Source organism: Candidatus Cryosericum septentrionale, from assembly GCF_003570995.1.
GTDB classification, from domain to species: Bacteria; Caldisericota; Caldisericia; order Cryosericales; family Cryosericaceae; genus Cryosericum; species Cryosericum septentrionale.
Genome location: NZ_QXIY01000015.1, coordinates 19864 through 32759 on the forward strand (window position 1 = coordinate 19864; position 12896 = coordinate 32759).

Sequence of the window (12896 nt, forward strand, 5' to 3'; positions counted from 1 at the left end):
CCCGAACAGCAAAGAAGCCCGGCCTCTTCGAGGCCGGGCTTTCTGATGTGGCAGAGCTGGCTGAAGACTATACTTTGTGTGCGTGCTTCCCGATGAGGTCGACGAGTTCGGGGAAGTCGATACCATCCGCTTTCACTGTCTCCAGCGTGGGGACTCCGTCGGCATCCCAGCCGCGCCGGGCATACACCGCGTCCTGAAGCTGGCGGTACTGCGATTCACGGTACTCGCGCAGGGCTGCCATCTTCTGCTGAAGGCTCATGCCTGTGATGTCCACGTGTGCGGCCTCAGTCAACTGCGTGTCGTAGCGCTCCGCTCGGGACAGGTACTCCTCTTCGGTGACCGGGCCCATGCCACGGTACGGCATCCAGTCGTCCTTGCGCGTCCCCTGGCCCATGCGCAGATTGAAGACGCGCTGGAAGTCATACACGCGTTTGCTCTGTGCAAGCAGTCCGTCAAGGTCGAGTGCGATACCCGTCATGCCCTTGTACAGTAAGAGATAGTTCTCGATGTGTTCAGGGATCTTGGCGGCCTGCATTCCCGTATATTTGTCACGGTTGTCACGCGGCTCAGAATCGTTCCAGGGGAGCTTGCACAGGCCCATGAGCGAGAACCAGGTCCGGAACAGAGGAAAGAAGGAGAGAGCCTCGGCCTTGTCATCGAACGTCGGCAGTTGGCCCTTGACCTGATCCATGAAGATGAGCCACGCCTCGTCGTGCTGGGGACCCTTGGTGGCCATAGCGTATCCGCCCTGTTGAGCCAGCGAATCCTTGGACATGTACTCTGAGACTTCCATTCCCTTGATTTCCATGCCGATGTCGTTCAGAAAGTCGGCATCAGCATGGTACTGCTCGGCCAGGAGCTTCTTTAGTCTATGGACGCCGAGTCCGGCGACCACGCCGAAACCATGACCCTCACCGAGCTGATGAATCAGCTCGAGAGCGTCCATGTCGCTGCCGAAGTGCAGGTCGAGTCCGCCCGTGATCTCCTTGTTGATGATGCCGTTCTCGTAGCACTCCATGAGGAAGGCGAGCGTCGTGGCGAAGCCTACCAGGTCGATACCGTAGTAGTCACAGTAGAAACTGGCTTCGGCGACAAACAGCGGGTCGAAACTGCCTGTGTTGGAACCCAGCCCACCCACCGTCTCGTATTCGGGCCCGTCAATGAGCACCTTCTGACCCTTGAGGGGCCCTGTCTTCAGTTGAACTGTGTCGATGCCATGGGCGCATGACATGGTGCAGCCCAGCCAGCAGCCATCGGGCATGTCCTGACTGATGAGGCGGAACCACACGTCGCTCCTGATGTCGACTGTTCTGGCGTCCGAGCCGAACTTGAAGTTCTTGACCGGAAGAACATCGACATTATCAAGGATTTCAACAGTGTTTGCCGTGCCGATCTCGCGCATCCTGCTGTGCGTGTGGTCGAGCGTCAGGATCTCCCTGTTCATTCTGGTACCGGCGGTCTTGATGGGTTCCAGGTCAGCTGGATTGTTGATGAGAGGAGTGGTACCGGCGAAATGAACGACCACCGCCTTGATCTTCTTGTCTCTGAAGACAGTCCCAGGTCCGCCTCGCGCCAACTGTTTGAGGCGCGTGTGGTTTCGTTTGGCGTCCCAGTAGCTCACATGGATGAGGCCGAGGAGTGAGTGCTCTGCACCAGTACCCGAGACTGCGACACTGACGTTCTTGCGATCGCCGGCGCCGTCAGCATACATCTCATGCAGGACTTCTGGCAAGTCGGAACTGTTGTCAGGTTCCTCAGGGGCGGTCTCGATAGTGACGAGACCTTTGTTGCCATCGATGAAGATGATAACATCCTCCGTGGCCTTGCCCTGTACTTCGACCATGTCGAAGCCAGAGAACTTCATGTACGGGGCGAGATACCCACCGCCATTGTTGTCGACGGGAACCCCCGTCTCCGGAGAGATGGTGACCGAATGCATCTTGCCGGCACCGGGGTACTGCGTGATGCCGGTGAGCGGTCCGGCGCAGAAGATCAGCTCATTCTCGGGGTCATTCCAGTGCGTCGTCGGTTTGACCGCCTGCCAGAGATAGTACAGCCCGTAGCCGCGCCCCCCCGTGAACTTCTCCTTGACCATTGGGTCGATGGCACGTTCCTCGATGACATTTGTCGTCAGGTTGACGTACAATCTGCGGTCTGTGTACCCCTTGTTGATTCTGGCAGGCTTGTAGGAATACGTCGCCAGGACCTTGTGTGCCTGTCGCATTTCCTCGATGGTCTTCACCTTCTACCTCCCGGTTGGTTGTGAATCCGCTCACATGGTAGGTCAATCAACACGTTGTTCAAGGTGGCGCGTCGTGGTGCGCCAGTACTGGTTGACTGCGTCTGTGGTGCATCCTCGATTCTGCTGTGTGGGCAAGAGGGCCCGGCATACACCGGGCCCCAGAGAGGAGGAACGCTGATTCAGGTCAGCAAGTGACTTTGGAGCCCCCAAGGTAGGCAGCGCGGACGCCCTCGTCGTTCCTGAGGTCACAGGCGTTGCCCTCGATGGCGATCTTGCCGAGCTCCAGGATATAGCCGTACCGTGCGACACTCAGTGCCTTGCGGGCGTTCTGCTCCACCAGGAGGATGGAGACACCCTCTTCCTCGTGGATCTGCCGGATAACCCGGAAGATCTCCTGGAGGATGATGGGGGCAAGTCCCAGTGAGGGTTCGTCGAGCAGCAGGACGTGGGGTTTGGAGATGAGCCCGCGCCCGATGGCCAGCATCTGCTGTTCGCCACCCGAGAGCGTCCCCGCCAGCTGCTTGCGCCGTTCCTTGAGGATGGGGAAGAGGCTGAAGATCCATTCCTTGGTCTTCTCCAGTTCCTTGCCGGCCGGCATGTTGCGGACGCCGTAGGCGCCCAAGTTCAGGTTTTCCTCCGTCGTCAGAGTGGCAAAGACGTGCCTGCCTTCGGGCACATGCGCGATACCCAGCCCTGCGAGCTGGAAAGCCGGTACTGTGGCAAGGTCCCGTCCCTTGAGCGCGATGGAACCTCCCTTGATGGGCTGGATGCGCGAGATGGACTTGAGCAGCGTTGTCTTGCCTGCCCCGTTTGCGCCGAGCACGGCGACGATGTCATGTTCCCCAAGCTCGACGGTGATGCCCTTCAGAGCCTGCACAGCCCCATAATTGACGACAAGGTCCTTCACTGCCAGTACGGTCGCCATGTCAGTCATCCTCCTTGCCCAAATAGGCTTCGATGACGCGCTGGTTGTTGTAGACGTCCTTTGGCAGGCCTTCGGCAATTTTCTGCCCCATGTCCATGACGGCAATGCAGTCCGAGATACCCATGACGACCTGCATGTGATGCTCGATGAGCAGCAGCGTGAATCCCTCCTTGACAAGGGCCTGCAACAGGACCATCAAGTCCTCGCTTTCCTTGTCGTTGAGTCCAGAAGAGGGCTCGTCCAGAATCAGAAGGTGGGGAGCGGTCGCGAGTGCGCGGGCGATCTCCAGGTAGCGCTGCTTGCCGTAGGGCAGGTTCTTGGCCAGTTCGTTGCGGTATTTCCACAGACCTACCTGATCGAGGCGGTAAGCAGCCGTCGCGACAATGTCGCGTTCCTCACGGACTTCGGCGATTGTATGCATGACGGCGGCCCATGTCCCGGACCGCGCATGACAATGGGGGCCGGACATGATGTTCTCGATGCAGGTCAACGACGGGAACAGCCGGATGTTCTGGAAAGTGCGGGCGATGCCGTAGCTGACAATGGTATGGGGCTTGAGACCCGTGATGTCGCGTCCCAGGAAGTCGATCTGCCCCGACGTAGGCTTGTAGATGCCCGTGATCATGTTGAACAGCGTCGTCTTGCCGGCTCCGTTGGGCCCGATGAGCGAGGTGATCTTGCCGGTCCGCACGTTTAGGTCGAAGTTGTTCACTGCGGTCAGCCCGCCGAACTTCAGCGTAGCCCCATGTGTCTGCAGCAGCATCCCCTCGTCCATCGCCACGGTGACGGGCGGAAGTTTCACGCCTCTGACGACAGCCCTGCTGGCCGGCTTGAGGATGGAAGGGTCGGGCTTGCCAAGAGGGATGAGGTCTTCATCCTTCTTGGGGAGACCCCGGATGCCGAGACCATCCAGCCCGGTGCCCTCTCGCTTGCGCGGCCAGATGCCCCCGGGGCGGAAGATCATCATCAGCATGAGCGCGAGTCCGAAGAACAGCAAACGGTAGCTGGCGAACTGGCGGAAGACCTCGGGGAACACGACGACCACGGCTGCTCCCAGAATACAGCCGGGGATAGAGCCGAGGCCGCCCAGCAGCACGATGCAGAAGAGCAGCGAGGACTCGATGAAGGTGAAGCTCTGTGGTGAGACAGACATCTGCTTGGACGCGTAGATGTTGCCTGCAACACCCGCAAGCGCGGCGCCCAGCACGAACGCCAGCAGCTTGTAGGAACGCACGTCCACACCACTCGCTTCAGCCGCAGTCTCGTCCTCACGGATGTAGTTCCAGGCTCTGCCGATGCGAGAGTGTTGCAGGCGCACCAGGCAGAAGATGATGATCCCGATGATGATCCAGGTGTAGAAGTAGAACTGCGTCGATGAGTTGATGGCCAGCCCGAAGAGGTTGGGTCCACCGATGCCGTTGATACCGTTGGGTCCCCCTGTCAGGTTGAAGGGATTGTTGGTCATCGTTAGACGCACGATCTCGCCGATGCCGATGGTCACGATGCACAGGTAATCGCCTTTCAGGTGGATGACGGGCGATGTCACCAGGTAGGCGAAGCCGGCGGCGACCAGGGCGCTCAGTGGCAGCAGCACGATGATGGGCACGTGCAGGGTCGTGTTCAGGATGGCCGTGACGTAGGCGCCGACGGCATAGAATGCGGTGTGCCCCAGATCGAACAGGCCGACCTCGCCCAGAACGATGTTGAGACTGAGGCCCAGCAGTGCATAGACGCCTACGAAGAAGGCGACGTCAATCCAGTAGTCGGTCATAAACGGCAGGAACGGATATGCGGCGAACAGGGCCCCGGTGACGGCAAGCAGGAGCCACCCACGGTTCTTGGACCAGAATGTGACGGGCTGGTCGCCAGAGGGCTTGTTCGCTCCCAGGCCGACACGCTTGAGCATGCTCTCTGTGATTCCCATGGCAGCGACCTCAGACTTTTTCTGCCGTCTTCTCGCCCAGCAACCCGGTCGGCCGCCACAGGAGAACAGCGATGAGGATGACGAAGACAAAGACATTTTTCCATGCTCCACTGACGTAACCGGCAAACAGCGATTCCATGAGTCCCAGCAGCAACCCGCCGATCATGGCGCCCGGGATGTTGCCGATGCCGCCCAGGATGGTGGCGGTGAACGCCTTGAGGCCGTATGTCCAGCCCATGTTGAAGCTGATGGCACGGTAGTACATGCCGTTCATGACGCCGGCTATGCCCCCGAGGGCAGGGCCCAGGGCGAAGATGAAGAAAATGACGACGCGGACATCGATGCCCATCAGCGTCGCAGTGCTGCGGTCGAGAGCGGTGGCGCGTATGGCTGCGCCAAATGTCGTCTTCTCGACGATGAACCAGATGACCAGCATGAGCGTAAACGAGAGCAGCAGGATGACAACCTGCAGGGTGGTCACCGGCAGTCCCAGGAGGGAGAATCGTGTGGAGGGGACGACGGCTGCGGGATAAGCCTGGGGGCGGGAGCCCCAGATGGCCATGATGCCGTTCTGCAGGAAGATGGACATACCGAGCGCAGAGACGACCAGCGAAAGTCGACCAGCTGGATAGACGGGGCGATACGCGATGCGTTCCATCAGGACGCCTGCGAGGCCGATGCCCACGAAGGCAAACAGCATCGCTATGGCCATCCCTCCCCAGAGCCCGAAGTGAACCGTCACCCAGGACGAACTCGCGATCAGCAGGGTGTAGCCCAGATACGAACCCAGGGCGAACAGGTCACCATGGGCAAAGTTGATCAATTTCATGACACCGTACACCATCGAATAGCCCAGTGCCACCAGTGCATAGAACGAACCGATGGTCAGGCCATTTATCAACTGTTCAAAGAACGTGGCCATGGTGACCTCGCTTCAATCAGGATTTGAGGCTAGGGCTTGTGGAGGACGAGCTTCCCGTTGGCAGCGACCTCGTACATCACCTGATGGACGTCTTCTCGGTCACCCTGCGCTGTGAAGAGCAGGGGGCCGGTGATGCCTTCTACTCCGGTCATGTTGGTGTGCAAGGTGGTAGCGATAGTATCTGCATCTGTGGAATTGGCCTTGCCGATGGCGCCCACAATGGCGTACAAGGCGTCAGCAGCGTAGACCGGCCACGGGGAGTCCGGGAGCGTGTTGAACTTCTGCTGATACAGGTCGCGGAACTGCCCAGCAAGGGTGGTCGTGACATCAATGACCAGAGGTTCCTCTGTCGTGAGAGCGCCCTTTGCTACATCAAGACCGGCGATCTTGACGAAGTCTTCGTTGACGGCGGCGTTTCCACCGATAAACGGGCAGGTCAGACCGGCATCGCGTGCCTGGCGGATCAGCAGGCCGGCTTCGGGATAGTAACCGGTGAAGTACCAGACGTCAGGCTTGGTGGCGCCCAGTTTGGTGACGGCAGCCGAAAAGTCCTTCTCGCCAGGAGTGATGGCGTCGTAGTACACGATCTCGCACTTCTTCGCATCAATGTATGGCTGGAGTGCTTTCTTGGCTTCCTCCGCGACACCCTTGCCGAAGGTGCTGTTGTCGTGCATGATGCCGATGCGCTTCGCACCCATCGTTTCGACGGCGTACTTGGCAAAGAACAGGCCTTGGGCATCGTCGCGGCCGCAGGTCCTGAAGAAGTAGTTGCGCTGCTTGTCCATGGTCAGTCGGACGGCGGTGCAGCCGTAGCCCACTGAGACCATCTTGTTCTTCTCGTAGATATCTGCGGCCGGTTCCGTGACCGACGAACCGTAGCTGCCGATGACGGCGACAACCTTCATTGAGACGGCCTTCTGGGCTGCGATTGCGCTGTCTTTGGGGGTAGAAGCGTCATCGACCACCGTGACTTCGATCTGACGTCCCAGGACGCCGCCGGCTTTGTTGATCATTTCTACGGCAACTTCGACTGACTGCTTTGCCATTTGACCTTCATAAGCATAATCACCAGTGATGGGAGCTTGCAGCGCTATCTGGATGGGTCCGGTGGTACCGGTCTTCTTGGCACAGCCGGAAAGGAAGAGTACTGCGGCAAGCATACAAACCAGTAGTACTGATACGGCCTTTCTCATTCTCTTACCTCCTGTTTCTCGTGGGAATGTAGTGAGATCGATACTGTGCACGGGCTTTTTCGGTAGAGCCTATGGTGGCGTCCCCTTTGTCGGAGTCCATTTTTTTCTGTTGTACCTCCTGGGGCCGTGGTTCTGCACCATGTTGATAGATGTAGAGAAAAATGCAATATCAACTCTACCGTCAACCCAGAACCCGGCCGGGGTCAATATCTTGTTGAACCTTCGTTTCATGCGCTCGGAGGCGTCGTCGTGTCGCTGAGATTTGTCGTTTTTTTTACTGGCTTGTAGAAAAAATGCATGTGTGCTTCTATACTGCAAGCGTAGGAAATCAATTCGCATCGGAGAGGTGAAAAAGGTGGAAGACAATCGCATTGCTACGCATCCGATCCTTGCGTGGAACCGAGGAAACCCGGTGCACGTCACGTACGACGGCAGACAGATTACCGCCTACCCCCAGGAAACAGTAGCGATGGCTCTGTATGCAGCCGGCGTGAAGCAGTACAGTACCTCCTCCCGGTTCTATCGCCCGAGGGGCATGTTCTGCGCTATTGGAAAATGCTCGTCATGTATGATGCGCGTTGACGGGATCCCCAATATGCGTACCTGCGTCCTGCAGGTTCGGGATGGGATGGAGGTCGAGACGCAGCACGGTGATGGCAAGTTCCCTGACGTGCAGGCTGCCATGAAGGGCGTGAAGGAGAAGAATGTAGAGGTCCTGGTCATCGGCGGTGGGCCGGCGGGTCTGGAAGCGTCTCTCTGGGCGGAAAAAGCCGGAGCGGACGTCATCCTGCTGGACCAGAACCCCCAGTTGGGTGGTCAGCTGGTCAAGCAGACTCACAAGTTCTTCGGCTCGGCGAAAGAGAACGCCGGGACGCGCGGCGTCACCATCGCGAAGAAGCTCATCGAGGAGATCGCGGCGACGCCCAACATCACGGTGTACAGCGGCTTCACTGCGTTTGGGTGGTTTCAGGGCGCTATCTGCGCCGCCGACCAGGACCACGCGGTCCTCTTCCACCCTCGCAAGGTCATCGTCGCCACCGGCGCGGCCGAGAAGATGCTGATGTTCAAGAACAACGATATGCCGGGCGTCTTCGGGGCTGGAGCCGCGCAGACGCTGATGAACGTCTACGGCATCAAGCCTGGCAAGAAGGTCCTGATGGTCGGGGCTGGCAACGTCGGCCTCATCGTCAGCTACCAGCTGATGCAGGCAGGCATTGAGGTTGTCGGGGTCATCGAGGGCGCGCCACGGGTAGGCGGGTATCTCGTCCACGCGAGCAAGATTGCCCGGAACGGCGTCCGTATCATGACGCGTCATACCGTGCTGGAAGCGGTCGGCACCGACCACGTCGAAGCGGCGATTATCGCCGAGGTTGATGAGAAGTGGCAGCCGATTCCCGGTACCGAACAGCGCATCGAGTGCGACACGATCTGTCTGTCAGCGGGGCTCAAGCCTTCCACGGAACTTCTCGAGCAGGCAAAGCTGGACCTCGCCTATACGGGCGAGCTGGGCGGCTGGGTCGCCAAGCGCAACTGGGCGATGCGTACCAGCAATCCCGACATCTTTGCCGCAGGTGACGCCTCCGGTATCGAAGAGGCCTCCACCGCCATGATGGAAGGCAAGATCGCAGGACTCCAGGCCGCGTACGATCTTGGACATATGGATGTGCCGGTCGAAGAACAGAAGGAGACCAGGCACAACCTGGATGACCTCCGGGCCGGACCGTTCAGCGCCAAGATCTGTATCGGACTCAAATGCGTCGAGGTGCTTGAATGAGCTACTTTGAAACTGGGATCATCGATATCACGTACCTGCGCGAGAACGGTTTCCTCCCTCCCGAAGAGCGCGAGAAGAAGGGCCCTGTCGCTGTTATCGAGTGCATCCAGGAGATCCCCTGCAACCCGTGTGTCAGCGCCTGCAAGTTCGACGCCATCATCATGGACGGCATCAACGGCATCCCGCATGTCGACTTTGCCAAGTGTACCGGATGCATGAGCTGCCTCAAGGTTTGCCCCGGCCTTGCCATCTTCATCCATGACAAGTCAAAGGCGAAGCCGTCGGTCACGGTCCCGTATGAGTACCTGCCGCTGCCCGTCAAGGGTGGCACGGTCACACTGCTGGGTCGCGACGGAGCTTCGCTCGGCAGCGCGACGGTGAAGTTTGTGCTGGCTGCCGACAATGTCAGCAGGTCATCTCTCATTTCTGTCGAGTTCGATGACCCTGCTCTCTGTGAGCAGGTGCGCAATATCAAGGTGGGGTGACGACATGACCAGAGAAGACGAGAAGACGATTGCCTGCCGGTGTGAGGACATCTCCGTGCAGGAGATCAAAGACGCCATCCACGAAGGCTATGCTGACCTGCAGTCGCTGAAGCGCTACGCCAAGTTCGGCCTCGGGCCATGCCAGGGCAAGACCTGTATTTTGCTTGCAGCACAGATCCTCGCGCGCGAAACGGGCCGGACGCTCGACCAGATCATGACCCCCACGACGCGTCCGCCGCTCGATCCCGTACCCATCGGTTTCTTCGTGAAGGGCAAGGAGGCGGACGATGAGAAGTAGCTATGATTGCATCATTGTCGGCGGCGGCATCTCAGGGCTCGCCATCGCCTACGAACTTGCCAAAAGGGGCTACAAGGATGTGGCGGTTCTCGAAGAGTGCTACCTGGGCAGCGGTTCTACCGGCCGCTGTGGTTCAGGTATTCGCGCCCAGTTCACCGGACCCGACCAGATCGTCCTGCTTCGGGAAGCCGAGGAGATGTGGGTACATATGTCCGACGAGCTCGGGTACGACATCCACTTCAAGGCGTGTGGCTACCTCTTCCTGTGGGACACGCCCGAACTGGTGGAGAAGGCGAAGCACGACGTCGAGTTCCAGAACAAGCACGGCGTCATGAGCTGCATCGTCGACCGCCAGGAGGCGAAGGAGATCTGTCCGTCGCTCAACACCGATTCGTTCCTTGCAGGCCAGTGGTATGACAAGGACGGCATGGCCTTCCCCTTCGACACTGTCACCGGTTACGCGCAGGCGGCGCGGCGCCTGGGGGTGGACATCCTGACCACGACCGACGTTGTTGGCATCGAGGGCACTGCAGCTCACACGTTCACCGTGCACACGACCCAAGGCAACATCGAGACGAAGAACGTCGTCAACGCCGCCGGGCCCGGTTCGAAGGGCATCGCGGCCATGCTCGGTGTCGACCTGCCCTACCGCCTCGACAAGCACCAGATCATGGCGACCGAGCCTCTCGAGCAGTTCCTGGGTCCCATGCTGGTCAAGAACTCACTCTATTACCTGCAGACGCACCGCGGCAACGTCGTGGGTGGCACCGACACCGGCGACAAGAACGCCACGGACATCGACTCCACGTTCGAGTTCCTCACCAAATTCGCCAGTGAGGCGTGCGAGATTGTGCCGCGCCTTGCCGGCGTCAAGCTTATGCGCCAGTGGGCCGGCTACTACGTCGTCTCACCCGATGCCCACCCCGTGCTTGGTCCAATCGATGAGGTCCCGGGCTTCTTCCAGGCCAACGGCTACTCAGGACACGGCTTCATGATGGGTCCGATCGTCGGTAGACTGCTGGCCGAGTACGTCGCCGACGGCAAGCCCAGCATCGACATCGAGCACTACAATTTCCGCCGCTTCGCCCGTGGCGAGCTGCTGACCGAGAAAGCCATCATCGGCTAGGGCCACCTTGCAACACTATACAAATCGAGGGAGAGGACTCCGGTTCTCTCCGTCTGCCATTCCGTGGCACCGTGCGAGCTCCCTGTTCTTGCGCGCTTTCCCGGCAGGCATACACTGAGCGTGTGCCGAGCATGTTTTACGCTGGGTCTCGGCGCGGAGGCAGGATATGGGCATGTACGTTCAGGAAGTGGGACCAGCAAAGGCGCCGACCATTGTTCTGCTGCATGGTGCAGGTGTCGGCGGCTGGATGTGGCGCGACACGATGGCTGCGCTGTCTGAAGTTCACCTGCTGATACCCGACATGCCGGAACACGGAAAGAGTCAGGATGCGGGTACCTTCTCGGTTGCTGGAACGGTGCGCCTGGTCGCGGACCTCATCGCGGAGCGCGCACACGGGGGCAAGGCCTTTATCGCAGGTCTCTCGCTGGGGGCTCAAGTGACCGTGGCATTGCTGGGTTCTCGGCCGGACGTCGTTCTTGGCGCGTTCGCGTCAGGGACGCTGGTACGGCCCGTCACCGGCGTCGGGCTCGTGAACGCGATGATACCGCTGTATATGCCGATGCGGAACGCGCGGTGGCTGGTGCGGGCCAACATGAAGGCTCTGGAGATTCCCGACGAGTTTGAGAGCGACGTTGCGCGCGAGACGGCGGCGCTGACCACCGCATCATACCGGCGCATGACGGTCGAGAACGTAGCGTTCCGCGTTCCGCCTGGACTAGGATCGGTCACATGTCCGGTGCTGATCACCGTTGGAGAACGTGAGATGAAGGTCATGAAGGAGTCAGCTCGCGACCTGGTGGCCGCGGCACCATCGGCATGCGCGTTCATCGTTGCGGGACACGGCCACAACTGGCCGGTGCAGGATCCCGGTCTGTATGCCCAGGTGGTGCGGGCATGGATGGCCAATGGGCCGTTGCCGGACAAGTTGCGACCTCTCTAAGCTTGTAGGAGGAAACGATGGTTGAACAAGTGGTGTTCCGGGGCTGGTCCCATTGCCTGCGACTTAGCAATGGTACCGTGGACCTGGTGCTGACGACAGACGTTGGGCCGCGCGTGGTCCGGTACGGGTTCGAGGGCAAGGACAACGTTCTATGTGAGGTCCGCGACGAGGACGGGATCACAGGTGGCGACACGTGGCATACCTTCGGCGGTCATCGCCTGTGGCACAGCCCCGAAGCCAGTCCGCGGACGTACCAGCCGGACAACGCGCCGGTGACATTTGAGGAGGGTGAAGGTCTCATACGCCTGAAGCCCCCTCTCGAAGCGGCGACAGGGATCCAGAAGGAGATGGAGGTGTCACTGGAACCGACGGGAACGGGCGTGACGGTCACACACCGCTTGACCAACCGGGGACTGTGGCCGGTCCCCCTGGCTGCGTGGGCTATCACCGTAATGGCGCCCGGAGGCGTCGAGATCATCCCGCAGACACGTGTCGATACCGGATTGCTGCCCAACCGTTGTGTTGCCCTGTGGCCCTACGCGCGTATGGACGACGAGCGCGTTCGCTGGGGCGACCGGTTTGTGATTCTACATCAGGACCCGGCGGTCAAGCAGCCGTTCAAGCTGGGCGTCACAAACGAGGCCGGCTGGGCTGCATACTTCAACCGGCATTCAGTGTTTATCAAACGTTTCCCTTTTGTCCCGGGTGAGACATATCCGGACTTCGGCGTGAACTACGAAAGCTACACGACCGACTTCATGCTGGAGATGGAGACGCTGTCTCCCCTGCGCACGCTGCAGCCCGGCGAAGCCATGCAGCACGTCGAGTCGTGGCAGCTGATCCCTGACATGTCGTACCCGGGTGGGTCGGAGGATGACATCGCTGCTGTGCTGACGGACTGCTGCTACCTCGACTTGCCACAAGCGAGATTCGGATTCTGACAGTAGCCGGCGTGACAAGGGACGCCGGCTACTGAACGCAGTGACGGGAGAGCCTACGCACGGCCCTCCCGTCACCACTTGCAGGATCAGGTCCCTCATCGGACGCGGCAGCTGCAGCTACCTCGC

General features: G+C 59.8%; 11 protein-coding genes. 6 read left to right on the forward strand and 5 right to left on the reverse strand.

Going from position 1 to position 12896, the window contains the following annotated elements:
• Positions 1–67 precede the first annotated feature (67 nt).
• From SMC1_RS03510 to SMC1_RS03530, 5 genes are all read right to left on the reverse strand, one after another.
• On the reverse strand, positions 68–2242 hold the full coding sequence (locus SMC1_RS03510; RefSeq protein WP_207799288.1) for an aldehyde ferredoxin oxidoreductase family protein: 2175 nt from the start codon (positions 2240–2242) through the stop codon (positions 68–70).
• A 184-nt stretch (positions 2243–2426) separates the two neighbouring features.
• Positions 2427–3167: an ABC transporter ATP-binding protein gene (locus tag SMC1_RS03515; RefSeq protein ID WP_119085419.1), complete on the reverse strand. Its 741-nt coding sequence runs from the start codon at positions 3165–3167 to the stop codon at positions 2427–2429.
• A gap of 1 nt (position 3168) precedes the next feature.
• Positions 3169–5091, reverse strand: coding sequence for an ABC transporter permease subunit (locus tag SMC1_RS03520; RefSeq protein WP_207799289.1), 1923 nt, complete (start codon positions 5089–5091; stop codon positions 3169–3171).
• Positions 5092–5101: 10 nt separating this feature from the next.
• Positions 5102–6013, reverse strand: a complete 912-nt coding sequence (locus SMC1_RS03525) for a branched-chain amino acid ABC transporter permease (protein ID WP_119085420.1) — start codon at positions 6011–6013, stop codon at positions 5102–5104.
• Positions 6014–6042: 29 nt separating this feature from the next.
• Positions 6043–7206, reverse strand: coding sequence for a branched-chain amino acid ABC transporter substrate-binding protein (locus tag SMC1_RS03530; protein WP_119085421.1), 1164 nt, complete (start codon positions 7204–7206; stop codon positions 6043–6045).
• A 355-nt stretch (positions 7207–7561) separates the two neighbouring features.
• On the opposite strand from SMC1_RS03530, the gene SMC1_RS03535 reads away from it, so the two are divergent.
• The 6 genes from SMC1_RS03535 to SMC1_RS03560 all read left to right on the forward strand — a co-directional run bounded on the left by SMC1_RS03535 (position 7562) and on the right by SMC1_RS03560 (position 12770).
• Positions 7562–8980: an FAD-dependent oxidoreductase gene (locus SMC1_RS03535; RefSeq protein WP_119085422.1), complete on the forward strand. Its 1419-nt coding sequence runs from the start codon at positions 7562–7564 to the stop codon at positions 8978–8980.
• On the forward strand, positions 8977–9465 hold the full coding sequence (locus SMC1_RS03540; protein ID WP_119085423.1) for a 4Fe-4S binding protein: 489 nt from the start codon (positions 8977–8979) through the stop codon (positions 9463–9465). The genes SMC1_RS03535 and SMC1_RS03540 overlap by 4 nt, the downstream gene beginning before the upstream one ends.
• A 4-nt stretch (positions 9466–9469) precedes the next feature.
• A complete protein-coding gene (locus tag SMC1_RS03545; protein ID WP_119085424.1) occupies positions 9470–9763 on the forward strand; it encodes a (2Fe-2S)-binding protein in 294 nt (97 codons plus the stop codon).
• Positions 9753–10889, forward strand: a complete 1137-nt coding sequence (locus SMC1_RS03550) for an NAD(P)/FAD-dependent oxidoreductase (RefSeq protein ID WP_119085425.1) — start codon at positions 9753–9755, stop codon at positions 10887–10889. Before SMC1_RS03545 ends, SMC1_RS03550 begins: the two co-directional genes overlap by 11 nt.
• A 172-nt stretch (positions 10890–11061) precedes the next feature.
• Entirely contained in the window at positions 11062–11829 is a 768-nt protein-coding gene (locus SMC1_RS03555) for an alpha/beta fold hydrolase (RefSeq protein WP_207799290.1), read from the forward strand.
• Between the two features lie 17 nt (positions 11830–11846).
• Positions 11847–12770: a DUF4380 domain-containing protein gene (locus SMC1_RS03560; protein WP_119085427.1), complete on the forward strand. Its 924-nt coding sequence runs from the start codon at positions 11847–11849 to the stop codon at positions 12768–12770.
• The last annotated feature ends 126 nt before the right edge of the window (positions 12771–12896 follow it).